General features: G+C 53.8%; 20 protein-coding genes and 2 pseudogenes. 11 read left to right on the top strand and 11 right to left on the bottom strand.

The annotated features are described in order from the left end of the window. Positions 1-196: 196 nt before the first annotated feature. Positions 197-1,210, top strand: a complete 1,014-nt coding sequence (locus ACHHV8_RS05750) for a phosphotransferase (RefSeq protein WP_395157423.1) — start codon at positions 197-199, stop codon at positions 1,208-1,210. On the opposite strand, the gene ACHHV8_RS05755 is transcribed toward ACHHV8_RS05750, so the two are convergent. Next, entirely contained in the window at positions 1,207-2,115 is a 909-nt protein-coding gene (locus ACHHV8_RS05755; protein WP_395157424.1) for a helix-turn-helix domain-containing protein, read from the bottom strand. The two genes, ACHHV8_RS05750 and ACHHV8_RS05755, sit on opposite strands and share 4 nt — an antisense overlap. Before the next feature lie 84 nt (positions 2,116-2,199). On the opposite strand from ACHHV8_RS05755, the gene ACHHV8_RS05760 reads away from it, so the two are divergent. Both ACHHV8_RS05760 and ACHHV8_RS05765 read left to right on the top strand, forming a co-directional pair. Then, on the top strand, positions 2,200-2,646 hold the full coding sequence (locus ACHHV8_RS05760) for a phytanoyl-CoA dioxygenase family protein (protein WP_395157425.1): 447 nt from the start codon (positions 2,200-2,202) through the stop codon (positions 2,644-2,646). Next, positions 2,630-3,331, top strand: coding sequence for a phytanoyl-CoA dioxygenase family protein (locus ACHHV8_RS05765; RefSeq protein WP_395157426.1), 702 nt, complete (start codon positions 2,630-2,632; stop codon positions 3,329-3,331). The genes ACHHV8_RS05760 and ACHHV8_RS05765 overlap by 17 nt, the downstream gene beginning before the upstream one ends. A gap of 261 nt (positions 3,332-3,592) precedes the next feature. Here the strand turns inward: ACHHV8_RS05765 and ACHHV8_RS05770 are convergent, their stop codons facing one another. The 4 genes from ACHHV8_RS05770 to ACHHV8_RS05790 all read right to left on the bottom strand — a co-directional run bounded on the left by ACHHV8_RS05770 (position 3,593) and on the right by ACHHV8_RS05790 (position 8,308). After that, positions 3,593-4,696, bottom strand: a complete 1,104-nt coding sequence (locus tag ACHHV8_RS05770; RefSeq protein ID WP_395157427.1) for a Ger(x)C family spore germination protein — start codon at positions 4,694-4,696, stop codon at positions 3,593-3,595. Further along, positions 4,689-5,771, bottom strand: coding sequence for a GerAB/ArcD/ProY family transporter (locus tag ACHHV8_RS05775; RefSeq protein ID WP_395157428.1), 1,083 nt, complete (start codon positions 5,769-5,771; stop codon positions 4,689-4,691). The genes ACHHV8_RS05770 and ACHHV8_RS05775 overlap by 8 nt, the downstream gene beginning before the upstream one ends. Continuing rightward, entirely contained in the window at positions 5,756-7,339 is a 1,584-nt protein-coding gene (locus tag ACHHV8_RS05785) for a spore germination protein (protein ID WP_483874874.1), read from the bottom strand. The genes ACHHV8_RS05775 and ACHHV8_RS05785 overlap by 16 nt, the downstream gene beginning before the upstream one ends. A 141-nt stretch (positions 7,340-7,480) precedes the next feature. Continuing rightward, the gene (locus ACHHV8_RS05790; RefSeq protein ID WP_395157429.1) at positions 7,481-8,308 is read right to left on the bottom strand and encodes a phytanoyl-CoA dioxygenase family protein; all 828 of its coding nucleotides are present in this window, start codon (positions 8,306-8,308) and stop codon (positions 7,481-7,483) included. A 178-nt stretch (positions 8,309-8,486) separates the two neighbouring features. On the opposite strand from ACHHV8_RS05790, the gene ACHHV8_RS05795 reads away from it, so the two are divergent. Beyond that, complete coding sequence (locus tag ACHHV8_RS05795; RefSeq protein ID WP_395157430.1) at positions 8,487-9,374, top strand: AraC family transcriptional regulator; 888 nt, start codon at positions 8,487-8,489, stop codon at positions 9,372-9,374. A 117-nt stretch (positions 9,375-9,491) separates the two neighbouring features. Here ACHHV8_RS05795 and ACHHV8_RS05800 read toward each other — a convergent pair whose 3' ends face one another. Together ACHHV8_RS05800 and ACHHV8_RS05805 are read right to left on the bottom strand one after the other, a co-directional pair. Next, a complete protein-coding gene (locus ACHHV8_RS05800; protein ID WP_395157431.1) occupies positions 9,492-10,421 on the bottom strand; it encodes an HD domain-containing phosphohydrolase in 930 nt (309 codons plus the stop codon). A gap of 102 nt (positions 10,422-10,523) precedes the next feature. After that, positions 10,524-10,745, bottom strand: coding sequence for a hypothetical protein (locus ACHHV8_RS05805; protein WP_395157432.1), 222 nt, complete (start codon positions 10,743-10,745; stop codon positions 10,524-10,526). Between the two features lie 451 nt (positions 10,746-11,196). Here ACHHV8_RS05805 and ACHHV8_RS05810 point away from each other — a divergent pair, with 451 nt between their 5' ends. From ACHHV8_RS05810 to ACHHV8_RS05820, 3 genes are read left to right on the top strand one after another with little or no spacing between them, the layout of a single operon-like run. Continuing rightward, on the top strand, positions 11,197-11,970 hold the full coding sequence (locus ACHHV8_RS05810) for a DNA sulfur modification protein DndB (protein ID WP_395157433.1): 774 nt from the start codon (positions 11,197-11,199) through the stop codon (positions 11,968-11,970). Next, positions 11,933-12,373 carry a hypothetical protein gene (locus ACHHV8_RS05815; RefSeq protein ID WP_395157434.1) on the top strand — a complete coding sequence of 147 codons (441 nt, stop codon included), beginning with the start codon at positions 11,933-11,935 and terminating at the stop codon, positions 12,371-12,373. Before ACHHV8_RS05810 ends, ACHHV8_RS05815 begins: the two co-directional genes overlap by 38 nt. Then, positions 12,373-13,542: a DNA sulfur modification protein DndB gene (locus ACHHV8_RS05820; RefSeq protein ID WP_395157435.1), complete on the top strand. Its 1,170-nt coding sequence runs from the start codon at positions 12,373-12,375 to the stop codon at positions 13,540-13,542. The genes ACHHV8_RS05815 and ACHHV8_RS05820 overlap by 1 nt, the downstream gene beginning before the upstream one ends. 124 nt (positions 13,543-13,666) lie before the next feature. Here ACHHV8_RS05820 and ACHHV8_RS05825 read toward each other — a convergent pair. Then, positions 13,667-14,690, bottom strand: a pseudogene (locus ACHHV8_RS05825) (formylglycine-generating enzyme family protein). A gap of 34 nt (positions 14,691-14,724) precedes the next feature. Then, positions 14,725-15,937: pseudogene (locus tag ACHHV8_RS05830) on the bottom strand (ROK family protein). A 250-nt stretch (positions 15,938-16,187) separates the two neighbouring features. Between ACHHV8_RS05830 and ACHHV8_RS05835 the strand changes: the two are divergent. The 4 genes from ACHHV8_RS05835 (at position 16,188) to ACHHV8_RS05850 (ending at position 19,291) form a co-directional block, all read left to right on the top strand. Continuing rightward, the gene (locus ACHHV8_RS05835; protein WP_395157436.1) at positions 16,188-16,925 is read left to right on the top strand and encodes a class I SAM-dependent methyltransferase; all 738 of its coding nucleotides are present in this window, start codon (positions 16,188-16,190) and stop codon (positions 16,923-16,925) included. A gap of 9 nt (positions 16,926-16,934) precedes the next feature. After that, positions 16,935-17,291: an MBL fold metallo-hydrolase gene (locus tag ACHHV8_RS05840; RefSeq protein WP_395157437.1), complete on the top strand. Its 357-nt coding sequence runs from the start codon at positions 16,935-16,937 to the stop codon at positions 17,289-17,291. Continuing rightward, complete coding sequence (locus tag ACHHV8_RS05845; RefSeq protein WP_395157438.1) at positions 17,272-17,922, top strand: MBL fold metallo-hydrolase; 651 nt, start codon at positions 17,272-17,274, stop codon at positions 17,920-17,922. The genes ACHHV8_RS05840 and ACHHV8_RS05845 overlap by 20 nt, the downstream gene beginning before the upstream one ends. A 421-nt stretch (positions 17,923-18,343) precedes the next feature. Further along, positions 18,344-19,291 (top strand): hypothetical protein, encoded by a 948-nt coding sequence (locus ACHHV8_RS05850; protein WP_395157439.1) that lies wholly within the window; start codon positions 18,344-18,346, stop codon positions 19,289-19,291. Between the two features lie 112 nt (positions 19,292-19,403). Here ACHHV8_RS05850 and ACHHV8_RS05855 read toward each other — a convergent pair whose 3' ends face one another. Both ACHHV8_RS05855 and ACHHV8_RS05860 read right to left on the bottom strand, forming a co-directional pair. Continuing rightward, positions 19,404-19,913, bottom strand: a complete 510-nt coding sequence (locus tag ACHHV8_RS05855) for a phosphatidylglycerophosphatase A family protein (protein WP_395157440.1) — start codon at positions 19,911-19,913, stop codon at positions 19,404-19,406. A 56-nt stretch (positions 19,914-19,969) separates the two neighbouring features. After that, entirely contained in the window at positions 19,970-20,596 is a 627-nt protein-coding gene (locus ACHHV8_RS05860; RefSeq protein WP_395157441.1) for a diguanylate cyclase domain-containing protein, read from the bottom strand. Positions 20,597-20,602 lie beyond the last annotated feature (6 nt).

The raw sequence follows: 20,602 nt of genomic DNA on the forward strand, positions 1-20,602 counted from the left end.
TGAATGATTTGGGATGATCCCGGGAGCGCGAATCGCTTCCTTCCCGGACCCATTTCTTTAGTATAACACTTTGTGTGTGCGGGAGCGGCGCCGGATGCAAAGATTTTTCCCGGATACGGCATAAAAAGGCATTGATCTGCTTATCCGTTTCGCATATATTGAGGCTATGTTAAGTTGAGGAAAGGGAAGTGGCAGGGTGGACACAGTACAATGGAAGCGTTATGTACGGGAGGACGGGACGCTGGATGAGGAACAGCTCGCAGGCAGGGAAGTACTGTACATCGGGCGTAACGGCAAAGCGGTTGAACGATTTGTTGGCATAGGTATGAATGTAAGCGTCATCTTTAAGCCTTTAACGAATCTCGACACGATAGGGAGGGAAATTTGGGTCTACGAGCAGCTTCTGCCTTCGCTGGCGGTTCGTTACCCGTATTTGCTGGCCTATGAGGAGCATCGGGATCCGGATCGCTTCTGGGCGATATATGAGGATTTGGGAACGCTGAGGCACAGCTGGGACTCCGGCATTCTCCTGCAGGCTGCGCAGCAAATTCCTTCGTGGCATGCGCTGCCTCCGGAGCAGATTCCTGCCTCGTTTGAGGGGCATTCGCCCCAAGTTAACGAGGTGCTGAGGCAGGTGACCGAGGTCCGGCCCGGCTGGTCGCTGAAGAACACGTTAACGGACTTGTCATGGCCCGTAGAACGTATACGCAGCGTATTCTCGCTGCTGCAATCGTTTCCGTTCGGGCTGGAAGGGGAGACGGTCGTGTCTCATGGAGACTTCCATCCGATGAATCTTGCGCTGCTTGCTGATGGAGAGCTTGCCGTCATGGATTGGGAGTACGTCCATCGGAACTCCGTCTTCTGGGATTTATACAACCTGATGGATATCACGAGTCCCCGCTACCGCAAGCCGGTCATTGCTCCTTCTCTGCGCAGCGAGGTGCTGGCGGCTTACATGCAGCGCCGGAAGCAGCTGGGGCTGGGATTCATCCTCATCGAGGAGGCCCAAGGGAACATCTCAGACCCAGCACAATTCCAGAACGCATACTGCCGGTATGCTCTCGTATACAGCCTGTGGATTCTGCTGCTGATTGAGAAAGATTTGGCGAACGAGCAGGCGAAGGAGGAGACCGAAGCTCTCAAGGAGCAGCGCAGAGAGACCGTCCAAATCTGTTTCGATTTGTTGGACGCTTTGGCCCCATTGACTTAAACCATCGGTTTTTCTCCTGACGATTCGGGCAGCGCCCCCTCATTTTCGTTTTCCAGGGTGCGCTGCCTTTCTTTACGGTAATGCGAAGGGCTCGAGCCATAGCGGGCGGTGAACTGCTTGGTGAAATAAAACGGGCTGTGGAATCCGACCTCTTCCGCGATTTCGGTTATTTGCAGCGAGGTATGCTCCAGCAGCCTGGCCGCATGGCTCAGCCTTAATCGGAGCAGGGCCTCCATAATCGATTCGCCGACCTGCTCCTTGAACAGGTGCGATAAGCGCGAGGGGGAGAGAGCGACCCGGGCCGCCAGCCGTTCCAGGCTGTGCGGCTCTTTCCGGTGCTGGCTCAAGTAGCTCCAAATTTCCTCCACTCTCGGATCGAGAGTGCTGCCGGTCCGGCGCGACTGCATTTCCGCGAGCACCAGCAGAATCTCCTCCATGGCGTTTAAAGACAGCTGCCGCTTATAGAAATCAAGCTCCAGGCTGTCGCGCAGCAAGCGCGCGAAGGCGGCGCGGACCCGCTCCTGCCTGGCGCCGGACTCCAGGTGCATCCGAGTGCAGGCGCCAGGCTCCTGCGGCAGCGTCAGCCAGGCGGACCAATGGGGCAGCGGCACGAAGTGCGCCCATACAAACTCCCAGACGCAGCCTTCGGGCGTCCGGTAATCATGCGGCGTGCCCGGCGGCAGGATGACCATGTCGCCCTCTATGCAGCGAAACCGGCTGTCCTTCAGCCGGTATTCGCCCTCCCCCGACAGGGTGAACGTGATCAGCCAGTCCCGCGTGCCCTGAGAGCGGTAGGTCTGGTAGCCGAACGGCTGGGTGAAATGTCCCGAGACCAGAATTCCGGCAGGCGGGGCGGCTGTCTCCATTAAGCTAGCGGCAGCAGGATCGTTAAGGTTTTCAGCCATTTGCTGGATTCCTCCGTAGCACGGTTGTTAGTATAATGAACTCACTGAAAGCGTTAAACCTATTATGGGCAGGAGGATGGGATCATGTCAAACCGCACGCTGGGAGGCGCGCTGACGGCGCAGCAGAAACAGCAGTTCGAAGAGGAAGGATACCTGATCGTCAAGGGGTTGTTTGCGGAGGAGGCCGCTGAAATCCGCGAGGAGTTTATGAAGCTGCATCAGCTTGGCTCTATTCCGGGTTGCTTTCACGCCGTCTCGGAGGAAGAAGCGAACGGCGATATTCTGAAACGTTACCCGCGGATGATGCATCCGCATAAGGTGAATGATTTAGCATTTAAGTATATGGTTCATCCGAAGGTGATGAACATTCTGGCCGACTTGTTCGATGCCGATCCGCTCGCGGCTCAGAGCATGTTTTACTTCAAGCCCCCGGGTGCGAAAGGCCAAGCGCTGCATCAGGACCAGTTTTATTTGAAGGTCGGACCCCGGCACCTGTATTGCCGCCTGGACGGCGGTGGATCCCGCGGATGAAGAGAACGGGGGCCTGATGGTTGTGCCCCGCTCCAACCGGTTTGCCGTTGAATGTCCGAATACGGCGGACCCGGCTGTGTCGTTCACGAAGGAGGAAGTAAAAGTGCCTGAAGGCTACGAGGCGGTGCCCGCTGTGATGGAAGCGGGAGACGTGCTGTTTTTTAACGGCAGCGTGATCCACGGCTCTTACCCTAACCGCTCCGCCGATCGTTTCCGCCGGGCGTTCATATGCCACTATTCCGATGCCGATACGAACCGGATCGGCAAATATTATAAGCCGCTGTACCGGCATGACGGAACCGAAGTGTTTCTGGAGGACAATGAGGATGCGGGTCCGATGCGGAACCGAGTTCCAGGATGCCGGAGCCGCTCATTAAGTCAACGCTCGGCATCCTGCCAGGCCGGTAATGCGCTCAGGCTGGGGGACGCATCGCCGTCCGGCAGCCGCAGCGCAGGGCCGGAAGGTTTCGCCGCCGCCCAAAGCAGGCTAATATTTATCCGCAGGACAAGGCAAGGTCAAGCCTGCGGGAGCTTCTGTCCAAGGAGGCTCCTGCAGGCTTGGTTGCGTCTGCAGGCAGCGGCGAAAATATTTTCGCCTATTTTTGAAAGCGGTAACATACCTGTAATGTTTCTCCTGTATACTATGGGAAAAGCGATCAAAGGAGTGCTGGCCGATGGGAGTTGAACCCATGAATCCCTTTGAATTGTATGCTGACAAACGATGTTCCTGTTGCGGGACTATTCTGGAGGAACAATCCGACTGCTACCAGACAACCTGTTATGACTGTGAAGGCAAAACGTTTTACCCGCTTTCTCCGCTTCAGCCGGAAGGCAAGCCGGTTCGATTCATGCAGGGATGCCGTATCATAGACGATTACTGCTTATAAAACGAATGGACAGCCATGCGGCCCTTGGCCCTGCTCTTTTAGGAGAAGGGGGACAAGGGCTATTTTACCTTTCCTTGATCCTTGATCTTCAGGTTGATTTTGACGTTTGTCTTGATTTGCGGATAGACCGACTTCCAATCCAGAGATTTCCACTCCTTATAGCTCAGGCTGTTGCGTACGGCCTTGCCCAAACCGAGGCTGTCGACATGGTGCTGTTGAATCGAACGAACCAAATCGTTGATTTGCTTGGCGAGATGCTCCGCCATATCTTTCTCCAGCTTCTTCCTGTCCTTCGTTTCAGACAGCTCCAGTGTACCGATATATTCCCGAATCGACCCATGAATGGAAATCGTCATATCGATTTCAAAGGAAGAAGCGCCGCTCCGCCGTGTCTTCAGCTTGCGCTTGCTTTCAATCGAATCGAGCATAATGGATTGCGTCCCATGGGCTCCGCCTAAATCGATGCTCATTTCTCCTTTATCCAAATCGTTGTGGGCTAACGAGAACAGCAGAATCTGATCCGTATGGATTTTCATTTTATACTTATCCTCATCAAAAAGCGCAATGCCGCCAATTTCGGCATTTTTTTCCCTTTCGACAATGAGCGGAGCGATAGGATCGATGCCGTCGTCATAATACTCTCTCGCGAAGTCATACAGCGTCACTCTGGGAATGGCTTCGCCCCGGGACGCTTTTTCAAGCATGCGGTCAATATATTGCCCCGTCCGAGGATGCTCCGGAAAGTTACGTTCGAGCAGCTTGTAGGCCTCACCTTCCACAATAACAATCTTCACCCTCGGTGAGATCGAGGGATCGCGCTGAAGCGTATCGAGATGCTTCCACAGCCCGCTTTTGGCCAGGGCCGAGCCGTAAATGGTCGTTCTCAGCTGCCCGCTGACCAGGATCAGATTCGTTTTTCGCGATAATAAAATGCGCGCCTCTTTGCTTGTTCTCGCAACGGTGGTCAGCACTTCTCTGCGCACCGTCGAATCCGGGTCTGTTTTGGGAATGCTGACGCAAATTTTGAGCCGTCCGTCTTTCATCAAATCGTAGGAGGTCGACTGTGTAAAGCCGAGCCGTTCCAGAATAAGCTGGTCACCGCAGGCGGTTAACAGCAGAGCAAGCGATAAGAGCGAGGATAGAACGATAACTTGCTTAGCCATAAGGCTGCTGCCCCTTTCTTTGAAGCCACGCCATGCCTATCACGATAATCGGGAGAAATACGGCGACATACAGCGCTCCATGACCGATCACATACAGCCAGTCGGAAATTTCCTTGAGGGTTTTCGGCAGGAACGAGACGGCGAACGTACCGAACACGATGACAAAAGAAAGCCATTTGTTATTGCCTTTCGGAAATACCCGCTGCAGTGCGGTTTTTGCAGACCAGTAATACAGAACCGAGGTGTCGAGCGTATTCAAAAGCAGGAAGCTGTACAGTAAATTTTCGAGTCTTTCGATAAAGGGCAGGCGGATATAGGCTAGTGTATCCAGCATGGGAAACGTCAGATGGCGAAGCTGTTCGAAGCTGAAGAACATAAAGCCGACCAGGCAAATTGTCGTATAGATAAGGATCACAGCCAGATTCCCGATCTGCGCCGAACGGTGCCATTTGCCTGTTGAATCAAAATGCGGAAACAGGAGCAGGCAAATCTCGTAGCCGAGAAAAGCGGTATAAATTTTGACGCTGCCCTGAAACCACTGTCCTCCCTCCTGAAACAGAAAGGTCGTCAGCCTGCTCGCCTCGAGATCGGGAATAAAGGCCAGCATCAAAAGGTTCATCCAGATAAAGAGCCAGAAGAACATAGTAATCGCCTTGGAAATGGTATAGATGTCTTTAATCAGCAGCAGAAAAGCCAGCAGGCTAATACAGAACTTGAACACCATCGGATTCGTGGTAGGGAACGAGATCATTTGGAAAATCAGCACATACTCTTTGACGACCATACAGCCCAGCAGCGCCCAGATTGCCGCACAGAGCAGATAGAACGGATAAAGAATGATTTTGGGGCAGACGTTCTCCATGATCTCGAATATCGATTTGCCTTTACATAAATTGTACGCCTTCGAGATGAGCCAAAGGTTCAGCGCGGAGAAGAGACCGAATCCGGGGATGGCAAGCCAGCCGTTGGTGCCGAACGTTTCGGCGACGAGCCGTGGCAGACTGAAAATAACAATGCCGGATTGTGCCATGAATACAAGGATCGCGGTATGATATGGCGTTATTTTCTCCTGCACATCGGATCCATCCTTATTTTCTCATTTTGTTTTTTACCGGATTGGGGCTTTTCGGCTGGGAAGGCCTGTCCTTGATCATCCAGAGCGGTGCCCGGATAAATACATCCCGCCAATCGTTCCATTTCATAGGAGCTACCGGAGTCAAGTAGGAGCTGCCCAGACTCGTCATGCTGGACATATGAATCGTTAAAGCGGTTACCCCGAGAATCAAGCCGAAGTTTCCCCAGATCCCTGCCAGCACAATAAGTCCGAAACCGAACCAGACGGATGGAGGCGCTCATGACGTAGCTGGGTACGACAAACGATGCGATAGCCGACGAGGCGACGGCGATGATCAGAATGTTGCTCGTCAAGCCGGCTTGCACGGCTGCCTGTCCAATGACGATACCGCCGACGATACCGATGGTTTGGCCGATTTTGGTCGGCAGGCGGGCGCCCGCTTCCCTTAACAGCTCAATTGTCGTTTCCATAAGCAGCGCTTCATACAACGGCGGAAAGGGAACCCGGCTGCGGGATTGGGTCAGGGTCACGATCAGCGTTTCCGGAATCATTTCATAGTGATAGGTTGTTACCGATACATAGAATGCCGTAAACAGGACGGTAATGAGAAAAGCGATCAGCCGAAGCAGCCGTGTGGCTGTGCCGAGCATCCAACGCTGATAGTAATCGTCCGGAGATGAGAAAAACTCCAGGAAAGCGGCAGGCGCGGAAATAATGGTCGGACTGCCGTCTACGATACAGAGCACGCGTCCCCCTACGAGCTTGGATGCAGCTGAGTCCGTCCGCTCCGTCGTCATAAATTGCGGAAAGACCGAATTGGGCTGGTCGTCAAAAAACTGTGTCAGCATATTCCCGTCGACAACGGCATCGATTTCAATATTGCCGATTCTCTCAATCATCAGGTCCACGAAATGGTTATTGGCGATATCTTTAATATATAAAATGTAGACGTCGGTCTTTGTAATTTCGCCTACTCTTAGCTTGATTACCTTCAAGTGCGAGCTTTTGATGCGGCGCCGGAGCAGAGACAGGTTCGTTTCGGCCGTCTCGACGAAAGCGTCGTGGGGACCGGTAATGACCGATTCTGTCTCCGACTGGTTGACCGTTCTCGTTTCCCCGCCTGTAATAAATGCCAGGTAGACCTGGTTCTGATAAAAAACAGCCGTAGCCCCGTTAAGAATAGCCAGTACGATATCTTTATTATGGCCGGAGGCGGGTGTAAACGGCGCCTGATTTAAAATATAGGTTAACCGTTCGGCAGGCGCCTGGCTTAAAGTCTCCAGAACCTGGCGGTCCCACAGCTCCTTCTGAATCATATGCGAAAAGAAAAGCAGATGCAGCCTGCCGTCAAGCAAGGACAAATTGCTGAAATCGTAGCAGTCTTCAAATTCCGAAACGATGTGCGCCAAGGTCGCCGGCTGCCCGGTCGCTTGAGGCTCTTGAGCGGATGCCTGTTGGGATACGCTGTCCCTTAAATCTTGGCCGGCCTTGTAAGGCTCCGGCTGCTTGTTATCCGGATGGCTGCTATCTCGTTTAAAGAAGGGAGGTAGGAAAGGGAGTTTGATCATGGCGTCAGCTGGTATCCTCATTTCCCATAATGGTAATGAGGATATTTTACCCAGAGCAGTTTAAATCATGCATGGGGCGGGGGAAGAAAGAAGCAAGCCTGGGGCAGGGGATCAGCTCGTCTGCTCCAGGCTTGTTTATCGTCAGTGACGCGTATACACGAGCGGATTTAGCGGGCTGGCGGCAGCATCTCCCGGCTTCAATCCGGGGAGCCAGGAGACCAGATCGTTGCCACGGGCTTTGCTGTCCGGCTCCAGTACCCGGGTACGGTCTGCGAAGTAAATGATTGTCATGACCTCACGCATCGTATCGGTCGGATTCCCCGGCGCGCTGTGCAGCGTCCAGCCGGCATGGAACGTCGCGTCTCCGGCAGCCATCGCGCCGTAATTCACAGTTTTCATCTGCTTATGCTCGATATACTGCTTTAACGTTTTGTGGGATTCGTCGGAAATCAGCAGCCGGCTGACATGCCCCAGATGATGCGAGCCCGAGGCGAAGGTCATGGAGCCCACCTCTTCGGAGATCGGCACCAGCGGCATCCACAGCGTAATTGTGTCGGCGGTATCCAATGGCCAATAAATCTGATCCTGGTGCCACGGTGTATGCCCGCCTCCCGGCTCCTTGAACAAAGCCTGGTCGTGATAAATCCGCACGCCGTCCACACCCATCAGCTCGGCGGCAATTTTGGCGAAGCGGTGTGCAAGGATGAACCGCCGTACCGTCTCATCGTGCGCCCACAGATTGCCGACCTGAATAAACGCTTTGCCGTAGGTGTCGCGTTCGTGAAGCGGCTTGTCATGCTTGTTAAGCCGCTGTACAAGCTCACGAATCGGCGGGCGGTAAGCGGCAATCTCCTCCGGTGAAGCTACCTGCTTCAAGAACATGTGACCGTTTTCACGATAAGCAGCGGTTTGGTCGCCGGACAGAGCATAGCTGTCCTTAAAGTCAAAAAGGGATGCGTCGGTTGTCATTGGGCATACCTCGCTTTGTATTGGAATGGTAGCGATCGCTTTCTGGTTTAAGTATAGGATGCTGCGATGTGAAAAGCATTGTTCAGTCCGATTGAACCCTTTGTCAAAAACAACTGTTACACCGCTTCGGGTTAGGGTATGCTAGGGGAAAGCACAGGAGAAGAGGAGGCGGTGTTCGATGGGGCATTTGGGCGCGCTGCTGGCCAGGCAGCCCTTGGTTCCTTATATCAGAGAAAGCGACTTTGCCGTGCGCCGTCCTTGGAAAATGCCTGCCAGGCGGCTGCTCGATTATTTGCTGCTGTATATTCAGGAGGGAGAGTGCCGGATTGAAGCGGACGGCACGGAATATGTGTGTACAGGCGGAGAGTTTTGTCTGATTCAACCGGGGAGCCTGCTGTTGTTGGAAGGGGTGACTTCGACGATCACGCCGTTTGCGCATCTGGATCTATTTTACAATCCCCTGCGGGAGCAGAGTTTTCCGACGCGTGCGGGCCAGGTGGATTTAACGGAGTATAGGGAGCTGATGCAGCCCAGGCTGAACGATCTGGAGGACGTGCGTGTCCCTGTCCGCTTTACCCCGGCCCAGCCGGTACGTTTCCGGGACACGATGCTCAGAATGATCGCCTCCTGGCAAAGATCCGATCCGCTCAGCCGGCTGGAAGCGCAGCACGATGCTACGGAGCTCATATTGACGGTGCTGCGCGAGCATGGCGGCCAGGAAAAACAGGCCGCTTCTGCGGAGCCGACGCTGAATTGGATTACCTCTTACTTTTCCTTCAACTTGTCGGAACCGTTATCGGTTGAACAGATGGCGGGACGTGCCCATTTGTCGCCCTCCAGATTCAGCGCCGTATTCAAAGAACGGTTTGGCGTACCGCCCCATAAGTATTTGCTTCAGCTTCGAATTCAGCATGCCGGAGAGCTGCTGAAGACGACCGGGCTGGGTCTTCAGGACATTGCCGCCTATTGCGGCTTTGCCGACATCCATCATTTCTCCAAAGCGTTCAAGCGCAGCACCGGCCTGTCGCCCGGCGCTTATCGTGAAGCGCAGCGAACGCGGGACTAGGGAACGCCTTGTTGACCGGCCCGCCCGCTCCTCGTTGTCCCTCAGCATAAGAAGGAAGGAGCTATCCGCAGCCTCACACGATCTGGAGGAAGCTGTCCACCAGCTCCGGGTCGAAGCTTATTTCTTTTTGCTCCCGCAAAAACTGAACGGCCTTGTCTTTCTGAACCAGGCGTCCTTGTAGGCACGACGGCTGGTCAGCGCGTCGTAGACATCGACTATGGATACGACGCGGGCCTCGAAGGGGATTTCTGTCTCCTTCAGCTTGGCGGGATACCCGGTGCCGTCCCACTTTTCATGATGATAATGAATGATATGCCTTGCCGTTTTCAGCTCTTCCTCCAGAATGTCGTCCTCCAGCTCCTGCGAGATTTTATTGATGATCTCGAGTCCGATCAGAGGGTGGGTCTCCATAATGTGTCTCTCATAGTAATTGAGCTTGCCCGGCTTATATAAAATCCCCTCGGGAATGCCTGATTTGCCGATATCGTGCATAATGCTCGCATTCACAATATGATGAATCGCTTCCTCGGTTAAATCGAGCTTCATTCTTTGGTTATGGGCCCTGAGCAGCTTTTCGGTGCCAAGCTGAACCTGCTGGAGGTGCTCCTCGATTTGAGGGTCCCGGATCTCGCATGAAATCGCCAGAACCTTTAAGATTTCGTTTTGCAGCTTCATCTTCCGGGTTTCGGACAGATAGCTTCCCTGCGGTATTTGGTCCAAATTGCGGACAATCCCTATGTAAAACAGCTCGTTCATATGAGTAATCGGTGTGATGGTTATATTCGTATGCCACAGATTCTGATTGCGCTTGCGGTTAATAAACACGCCGGACCAGCCTGTCCGGCCGGACAAAGCGAGCTTCATGCTATCATAGGTTTTCCGGGGGGTGAGCCTGGAGCTAAGGAAGTTGGCCCGCAGACCGACCATGAAAACACGGGAATAGCCCGTCATTTCCTCGTACTTCGTGTTGACGTCGACAATCCGGTGATGCGCATCCGTAATGATGACGCCATCGGCTAATTGCAAGTAGTAAGCCCATGGTGGCATGATCGCTTCTCCTTTTAATTACATTTATAATTCAACAGCTAGTTTATCACAGGAACGAACCTGTGTGTCGAGTGCATAAGACAAAAATATGAAGGTTGAAGCTTAAAAAATTGTTTTAGCAGCCTCCCCTGCTGGGCGCACGTCGAATGAGCAGTGCATACAATACAGCAAAGCCGCAGATGCAGTGTTGTCGACATTCGAATGAAGGTAGGGGTGTCTTTCATGTGGATCGATATTTTGTGCAGTTTCATTGTTTTTCTTATCATCGTTGGCATGTTTATACTGCTTGGCTTGAAGGATGGCGGCGGTAAATAAGCGCTTCATCCGGATTCGTGAACTCCGGCTCCGATCCGGTCGGATCGAGCGCGATTTTTTCAAAATTTTACAGTTTCTGCTGATAGGAATTGAAATCAATAGGGAAGAAGCTTTATTATATAGAAGAGGCAAAAGCCTTTATGCTGCTTGATCGTTTCTTTGGTCCTGCAACCAACAGCCTGTAGGGTGATGAGGTTTTAGGAAAGTCAATAGGACACGGCGAGAATATTGGACAACTTTGAAGAATAACTTTTAGAAAACGTGTAATATTCTGCCTATACACTGAATGTTTAGCGATAATTCGGTGTATAATGTAACTATATGAACCTATTATAGTAATTATCTATAGTAAGGATAAACGGCTGCACCATCCTTCCAGGCGGGCGGTTGGCAGCATTGAGTTGGGAGCAAGCGCTTCCTTTCATTAACTCCAAGTCCAAAATAAGGAGGCAAGACAGGTATGGATACCATTTCATCATTGTCGGAACTGCTAGCTGAACAAAAGGCATCGTCCTATATTGAGATCCCAGGTGTAGCTTCCAGAACATTCGGTCAAACGACGTTGTCAACCACATTGCCAATGAGCAAATTGTTCTCAATCTACGAAGTGGATCTTGAGGTCCAGCGGGCTATCGTTCCGCAAAACTTATCCAAGCTGATGGATTACATTATGCTGTATATGGATCATCAGCAGGGGATTTATTTTCCAGGCATTATCTTATCGGCCCGTGGAGCGGGGGAATATGATGAGGAGCAGAAGGTGTACCGTCTTCAGGCTATTGAGAAATTGTACGTCGTCGACGGACAGCACCGGCTGGCAGCCTTCCGTCGTCTGATGGAGACGCTGCAGAGCAATATGGCCCGGGCCAAGGATCGCAGGGAATACGACCGGATGGAGGAAATCTCGGCGAAGCTCAGCAAGCTTTATACGTTCCCTATGTCCACGATGATTTACCTGGATATCAACGCCCGCCAGGAGCGCCAGCTGTTCTCCGACATTAACAAGCTTCCGCGAAAAATCGGCGGCAATCTCGCCGTACTGAGGGAGCAGCGCAGATTTTATCATGTGCTCGCTTCGCAGGTGGCGGAGAAAGCCCCGGCGATGAAACAAATTTCGGTAGACCGGTTTACCGAGCGGGGCAAAGTGACCCGAGTTTCTGTTCTCCTATCATCTTCTCGTAGAGATTATGGCAGGCTTGTTCGAAGGCCGCTTGAAGTCCGCTGCGCGCAATAACGGCTATTATTTCAAGGATGAGGAAGTGGAGGAGCACCTGAAGCTGGCTGCTTACTACTTCGATACCTTGCTGCGTTACTTGCCGGATCCGGAGAAGGGCGAGCTGTGCTGGTCGGAAAATATTCAGATTGCGCTGGCGCTGTTCTTCCATGACGAAGTGACGAAGACAGGTAAATTCAACCGGTACGCGCTTGAATACGCAATGAAAATTTTGCCGCATATCGATTGGAACGCCATTTATGTAGGTGATGAGAAAGACCGTCTGCCGAGACGTTCCCGGATTATGAAGGCATATCAATACATTAAAGACTTTTATGAAGAGCATCATTTGTTCTTGATCCGTGAGGAGCAATTACTGGAGAAAGCTTTCGCAGACGAAAGCGCTGAGGAGGATGCCGGCTGATGGATGGACTTTGCCTCAATATGACGATTCACCCGTTTTGTGAAAAATTCGGTCTTGCCACGGTTCCGATCCAGGTGCAGGATTTATTGAACTATACATCGATTGATCCGATGGTTCAGCGGAAGCTGAGCGGAGGACAAAGGCGCAAAATTTCCAAATATTTGCAGGAGCGGGAGCTGAACCGCGTATTTTTCGGGCCGGTTACCTTGTCCTTAAGAGAAGTCAGCTCGCTGGCCAAGTCGGAGAAAGGCTTGTACCTGCGCCCAGGCTCCAAGCTGAGCATTCTGGACGGACAGCACCGGATTCTCGCGCTCGGCTATGTCAATGAGCAGCTGCTGAAGGAAGTGCGCAGCCACGAGAAGAAAGTGGCAGCCTTGCTCATCAAGCAGCGCAGATCTCCCGAGAATGAGGAGATTGCTCTCGAGCTGGAGCAGATGAAAGGTTTGGTCGAACAGATCGAGCGCCGCCGTCTCGAGCTGATGGAAAGCGAGCTGGCCGTGCAAATTTATATCGGCTTAAGCGAAGAGGAAGAGAAGCAGCTGTTTGGAGATATTAACTCCAAGGTGCAGCTGGTCAGCAAGGAGCTCGGCCATTCGTTCGACAGTATCGATCCGTTGAATCTGGTCATTCAGCAGGTGGTCGATCATAACGTGTTCCTTAAAGGAGCGGGTGTCGAGTGCCGTGCGAACCTGACCTCTTACAATAAAAACTTCACATCGTTCAGCTGGCTTTATTCGACAGCAACGATGCTGTTTACCGGTAAAATGCAGCCGTCTTATGAATTGGCCCGTAAAATTCGTCAGGATCCTTCAACCTATATCGAGATTCTGCACCAGTTCTTCAGCACGCTTCTGCCTTTAATGCCGGAGCAGCCGGGATTGCCGCAGTACAGCTCGTCCAGTCGGGCCATGCAGGAAAGTATTGCCTTGTATGCGAATGGACATTTGTTCGAAGATGGTAAATATACCAAAAATTGGACGTCCTGTCTCGGTATTTTCGAAGGCTTTGACTGGACGCATGAGAACGAGCAGCTGATCGAACGCTTCGGCCTGCTGGACAACGGCAAGCTGAATTTGATTCACGAAAAATCGCTGCGCAAGCATGGAAAGCTTGTACAGTTCTTCCAGGAGCTTCACGGCGATGCCGTTAGCGACGAAGCTACCGCTTAATCGCTGAAGTAAAGCGAGAAGCGACCGGCTAAACATACAACAAATAACCCGCTGCCTATGTATAGGGACAGCGGGTTATTTGTTGTAGGAGCCTTGGGCTCGCTCGTAAGAGAGCTGCCGTCAATTAAGACTTGGCGTCGGCGGCACAGCGGAAGCCCATATTGCCTGAGGAGCTGTCCGGCGTGTTCGAGCTCCGGGCCGCTACACGATAACGGTTACAATATGATTTATGGCACAAGTACGATCCGCCTCTCATCACGCGGGAAGTGCCTTGCGCGGGACCTTTCGGATTTACCGGGGAAGCTTTGACATGCCAAGTGGGGTTAAACCAGTCGGCGCACCATTCCCAGACATTGCCGGAGACGTTATAAAGTCCGTATCCGTTGGGCGGGAAGGAACGAACGGGAGCGGTTCCGGCATAGCCGTCGCTTTGGTTGTTCTTATCGGGAAATTTCCCCTGCCAGATGTTGCATAAATGTTCGCTGCCCGGCTTCAGCAGGTCGCCCCACGGATATCTTTTTTGCTCCAGTCCGCCCCGGGCCGCATATTCCCATTCGGCTTCCGTAGGCAGCCGCTTGCCTGCCCAGCTGCAGTATGCCTGCGCGTCATTCCAGGAAATGTGGATGACAGGATGGCTCAGCCGGTCCCGCAATGGAGGAATCGGGACCTTCGGGATGCGCCCAGTCGGCCCCCTCCACGTTCCACCACCATGGAGTTCTTTGGGCAACCTGCTGCACTTGGGCGGCGGTTTGCTCGGACACGAACAGGTGGAATACGAACGACCAGCCGAATCGCTCGGCTTCCGTCCGGTAGCCCGTCGCTTCGACGAAGGCGGCGAATTCGGCGTTGCTGACGGCGCACGGATCGATATAGAACGGATCAATGGTGACGGACCGGACGGGGCCTTCGCCGTCCTGAGGGAAGCCCTCCTGGTCATCGGTTCCCATCAGGAACGTCCCTCCCGGCAGGTAGATCATTTGCTCGAGGGAAGGCAGCTTTGCACTGGCGCTGCTCTCTCCAGACGGTTCCTTGTCCGCACTTTTTGAAGCAAGCCGGCCTTCGAATGCCAGAGACTGGACGGTCGAGGCGGGTGAGGTGCTTTGGGCTCTGCTTGTCGAGCAGCAGGATGGTTTGATGTCTTCGGTCATAGTTACGATATCCTCCTTGGAAGTAGGGATAAGATCAATGCTCCGTTAATTGATTGATAACCATAATCGCTGCGCCGGCGACCAGCGCTTCCTCGCCGAGGTGTCCTTGGCTGAACACGACCTGATAGTTCGGGTAGTGATACGTATTGCGTATGGCGACCCGGGTGGCGATTTGAAAAAAACCGGGGTCGCTGTTGATCAGCGAACCGCCTAATATGACCTTTTCGGGATGCAGAATATTGAGCAGATTGGATAAGCCGATTCCGAAATAGGTCGCCGCCTGGGAGAAAATCTCGACCGTCAGCGGATCGTGTTCCTTCAAGGCATTCAGCAGATGCGCGAAGCCGATTTTATCGGGATCGTTTTCCTTGCTTCGCAGCGAGCTTTCCCGTCCTTGCTTCAAGCGCGACTGAGCCAGCCGCTCGATCGCCGGAACGGAAACGAATGTTTCCAGAGAGCCATAGTTTCCATGATCCCCGAGGCGCGGACCGTCCGTCTGTATGATCATCTGCCCGATAGAGCCTTCCATATCAACGGCTCCGTACACGACCTTACCGTTGGACATCATAGCAGAGCGGATGCCGACGCCGACGTGAATGTACAGCAGATGCCGGTAATCCTTATTGCGGTCCGACCAGGATTCGCCGATAATGGCGGTGTTGGCGCCGTTATCGAGAAGCACGGGGATACCGAGACGCTCTTGCAGGTACCCTGAAATATCAACGTTCTGCCAGCCGGCAGCAGGGAAATGAATCGGCTTGAGAATCAATCCCAAGGTACGGTTCAGCGGTCCGTACGGCTCCTATGCCCATCCCGAGAACCTGGTCGGCTGCGATGTCGTGACCGGCTAGCATGGAAGCGGCGGCCTCGGCGATTTCTTGCAGAAGTCTGGCAGGAGTCATGCTTTCGTTCATCGCCCAGCTCCGCGCATCCAGCTTGTTCATATGCAGATCGCATAGGATAAGCTGCGACCTGAGCCGGGAAATATCGAGTCCGAACACATAGCCTGCCGCCGGATTGGTCTGATATAGAATCGGACGCCGTCCGCCCGTCGATTCGCCGAAGCCGGCCTCGAGAAGCCAGCCCTGGGCGGTCAATTCCTCCAATGTCCGGGTCAGCGTACTGCCGGTCATCTGGCTCTGCTCCAGCAAATCAATCTTGGACATGATTCCCTGCCGGCGTATCAATTCATAAATTTCTTTATGCTTTCGGCTGCCTATCCGATCCTGTATGGGCTGTAAGCGCATTGCAATTCCTCCACGGCAAAGCATTATTCTATATGTTTTGCTATCCATGCGTTTTCAGATATACTGCATGTAAAACTACAGTTCATTATACACCAGATAGGAAAGACGTACCATGACTTCTAAATTCCATCGGATTAATTGGTTTAAGGTGCGGATTGTGACATGGTCCGCTTATTTGGTAAGATAGGGGAAGTTATCGCTGCAAGCTGCATGCTTCAAGTTTTAAGCTTCAAAAAGGAGAGAATGAGATATGTCGGCATGGTATGAGAAGAGCTTTGGGGACGATTATTTATTGGTATATAAGCATCGTGATCTGCAGGGAGCCTACGAGGAAGTCAAACGAATGATCGAATGGCTTCGGCTGCCGGAGGGCTCCGAGGTATTGGATCTATGCTGCGGCATGGGCCGGCATTCCATGGCCCTGTACGACTTCGGATACAAGGTCACAGGAGTAGATTTGTCCGGCGTGCTGCTGGCTGAGGCGCACAAGCTGGATAAGGCAGGGCATGTCCGCTGGCTGCAGGGCGACATGAGAGAGGTTCCTTTGACCGAAACGTTCGATGCGGTTGTCAACTTGTTTACGTCGTTCGGTTACTTTGACGCGGATGAGGAGAACGAGCGGGTGCTTCGTGAAATTCAACGGCTGCTGAAGCCTGGGCAAGGGAAATTCATTATTGATTATATGAATCCGGAATATGTAAAGGCCCATCTGGTGCCTTATTCCTCCCGAAGCGAGGGAAGCTGCACCATTGAGGAGAAGCGGAGAATAGAAGACGGCTGCGTCCGCAAAACGATTGTGATTCAGGAACCGGAATCGGATGCAAGAACTTATTCGGAGCAGGTCAAGCTGTACGGCAAGGAAGAGTTTGTACGAATGCTGGAGCGTGCGGGGCTGGAAGTGACCCAGGTATATGGAGATTACCACGCATCGGAATATGACCCGGCCGAATCCAAGCGCATGATTTTCGTGGGACACCGGAAAGGATAATTTCACGGCATGAGCGAGTTTACGTTATATCACGAACATATTTACCAATTGAAGGTGCCGCTGCCTTTTCCGCTGCGCTGGGTCAACAGCTATCTGATCCGCGGGAGCGGCGGATATACGCTGATCGATCCAGGCTTGCATACCGAAACGTCCGTCCAGTTCTGGGAGGCGGCTCTTCATTCGCTGCATATCGATTACCGCGATATTGAGCAAATCGTGCTGACCCATCATCACCCGGACCATTACGGGCTGACCGGCTGGTTTCAGGAGCGCAGCGGAGCGCCGGTCGCTGCTGTCGGAAGCCGGCGCCGAGCAGGCGAGGCAGCTCTGGGGGGACGGCCAGCCCATGACTTCGGGGCTGCTTGATTTGTTCGCCCGGTACGGACTGCCTGCCGAGCTGAGCGAGGCGATGCGGGAGCACATGGACAGCTTCGTGCCCATGGTTTCTCCGCAGCCGAAGCTTACGCTGCTGCCTTCCGGCGGCAGCTTTCGTCTCGGGGACGAGCTGTACGAGACCCTACATACGCCTGGGCATGCCGCAGGGCATATTTGCTTTTATCAGCGCGACCGGCGGGAGATGTTCTGCGGAGATCAGGTGATTCCGCGTATATCGCCCAATGTGAGCTATTTGCCCGGAGGCGTGGACGAGAATCCGCTGGGCAGCTTTTTGAACAGCTTGAAGGAATTGGAGCGCTACGAGGTAGTTCGGGCCTATCCCGGGCACAGGGACCCGTTCGAAACGTTCCAGAAGCGGATCGGGGAGCTGCTGGACCATCATGAATTACGGCTCGCGGAGATGCAGCGGGAGCTGGCGGAGCAGCCTCGGACCGCTTACGAAGTATGCCGCCTCACATTCGGGGACCGGTTGACGCTGCACCAGCTCCGGTTTGCTTTGTCGGAAACGCTGGCGCATTTCATTTATTTGCGCGAGACCGGAAGGATTGTTGAAGAGCAAGGCTCGGACGGTATAATTGTCTATCGTCAGTCTGAACGTTAAAACATCGCAGCCGTGATATCAAGACCGGACAGAAAACGTCTGCTGGTTGAGATGGCCGCTGAAAAACATTGTCCTCGACCGACCGACGGCGGATCCTTCATCCGATCTTTGTTGTACTGAATTGCTTTGATTTTATTCCCGCAGGGCAGCCGGCTGAATTCCCGGGTCTGCCGGTGATCGCTTGCGCTTCTAGCGAACGATTTCCGTGCGCGGTCTTAGTTTATCGGCTGCCTCCGCTGCCGTCCATTATATGGATGGCGGCTTTTTTGCCGTTCAGGAGAAGGAGGCGGCTCCCGTATCAAGCTTGTGTTCCCTTGCAGGGAACCTTGCTGCGGTTCGGAAGGACGCATAAATGAAGCGCGTTTGGGAAATTATGTATTCATCTGTCTATTTTGAAAATGAGAGAGGGGCTGCATGCTTCATGAGGGCATTTCTCCGGTTATGCGTGCTGGGCTTCGCCGGCATGCTGCTGCCAGCCTGCACCCCGGATCCTGCAGCTGTTCCCGAGTCTGTTCAAGGCGTTCAGGCGCTGGATACCCGGTGGGCCTCCTCCCCTGTGATTGCGCTCGACGTGACGGATCAGGGGATGCTGAGAGTAGCAGGCCTGCCCGGCTCAGGCCTGATCCGGACGCAAAATGTACAAGAGGAGCGGAAGGTGGTGCTGCTCGGGCAGAGCTTCGTCGAGCGGTATGGGATGATCAGCACGAGGTGGAATCTTCCTTCGCAAACCAAGGGAAGCTTGGGAGACAAGCCTGTCATTGCTCTTGTCGCTGGAGAAGCCGGCGCCTGGATTCAACGGCAGCCCGAGTCGTCGTGGCTGCAGGATGTTCGCCTCCTGGGCGATCGGCTGACGCGTTTTGAACCGAAGCAGGAAGGCCGCTTCAAGGACCGGGTTCTTCCTTTCATCGAAAGCGCGGTAAGCTCAGCCGCTCCGTCCGCGGGCCGTGTGCAGGTAAGAGCGGCGGCGATGAGCGGCCGGACGCCCGGTCTGCTTCTCGGCGAGCGGGAGCTGCGGCTGCTGGCTTGTCTGGACGGGCAGTCCGCATCGCCTGGCCCTGAGCTGGCGGGCGCCGAGGCGGAGATCCTGAGCTGCCGGGTGCAATGGAGAAGCAACGGGGAATTGAAGCACCCGAAGCTGAGCGCTCAGGTAGAGGCCGTACATGTCCGTCCAAGCGGCGCGAAGCCGGAGCGGCAGGAAGGAAGGGCTGAGGCCTCGCAGCTGGAAGGGGAGCTGAAGGGGCTTTTGAAGCAGCTGCAGGCTTACGGACCGATCCGCTGGACATCGGCTCAGCTGTCCGGTCGCAGTACCGCGGGGTGTGGACTCCCGAGCGGTGGCGGGAGGCTTTCGCGAAGGCGGACATTCAGGTAACGGTGATAACCCGGTATCGGATTCTGCGGCATGACATACAAAAAGGACGACTCGCCGGTTCAAGGCGGGTCGTCCTTTTGCCATACAAGCCTGCAATGATTTTATCTGCGGGTCAGCCCTGTTCCTTTTCCGCCTGCTTGCGGTGTGCGATCCGGCTGCTCGCGGCAGCGGCGATCGCGCCCACGATGTCATCGAGGAACGTATGCTTGTGTTCCCCGTTTTTATCGTTGAGCATTTTCAGGATGCCCGGCTTCATTTTATCGACGTAGCCGAAATTGGTAAATCCGATGCTTCCGTATACGTTGACGATCGAGAGGGCCAGCACCTCGTCGCAGCCGTACAATCCTTCATCGTTTTCGATCATTTCCTGGAGCGGCGGAAGCAGCTTCCCTTGCTCTGCCAGCATATCCAATTGGATGCCGGTCAGGATTGCATTTTGCACCTCGCGCTTTTCAATCACGCGTTCTATGCTTTCCATACAATCGTTTATCGTTAGATTCGGATAGTAGTCCTTTTGCAGAAAATACGTCAGCTCGGCAATGTCCGTCAGCTTGACGCCGCGTTCCGTCAGCCAGGCTTTGGCCGCTTCGGCGACCTGCTTCGAGTTTAAGTTGTAAGGCATGGGCTGCCCCTCCTGTCCTGTTTCGATGGTTAATTTACCGGAGCGATCGGCTGTTCCTAAGAATGAAAATAGTTTTTACCATGTTGCTTGGCCTGATACATTGCCGCATCCGCATACTGCAGCAGCGCCTCCTTGTCGGAGCCGTCCTGCGGATATTCCGCCGCGCCGATGCTGCAGGTGATGGAGATGGAGCGGTTGTGAAGAAAGTAGGGCTGGTTCAGGGAATCGATGACCCTCATCGCTACCTTGCGAATATCGTCTCTATGCTCGAACTGCTGAAGCAGGATGACGAATTCGTCGCCGCCGAGCCGCGAAACCGTATCGGGGTCGCGGACACAATGGGCCAAACGGGACGATACGGTTCTCAGCAGATCGTCCCCTGCGGCATGTCCGAAGCCGTCGTTGATCTGCTTGAAATCATCGAGGTCCAGGTAGAGGAGAGCCACGCGGTGCTGATAGCGTTTGGCGGCCATCAGCGCCTGGCTGTAACGGTCCTCGAACAGACGCCGGTTCGGCAGGCCTGTCAGCGGATCGTAATAAGCCATGTGCGTCAAGCGCTCCTCCTGCAGCTTCTGCCTGCTGATATCTCTGACGACCAGCCCGACTCCTGCCGAAGCGCCGTGCTCGCGGATCAAATGGGCTTTACCTTCGACCCACAGCAGAGAGCCGCCGGGCGGAGACAAACGATA

Source organism: Paenibacillus sp. TAB_01 (genome assembly GCF_043945595.1).
In the GTDB taxonomy this organism is placed as follows: Bacteria; Bacillota; Bacilli; order Paenibacillales; family NBRC-103111; genus Paenibacillus_S.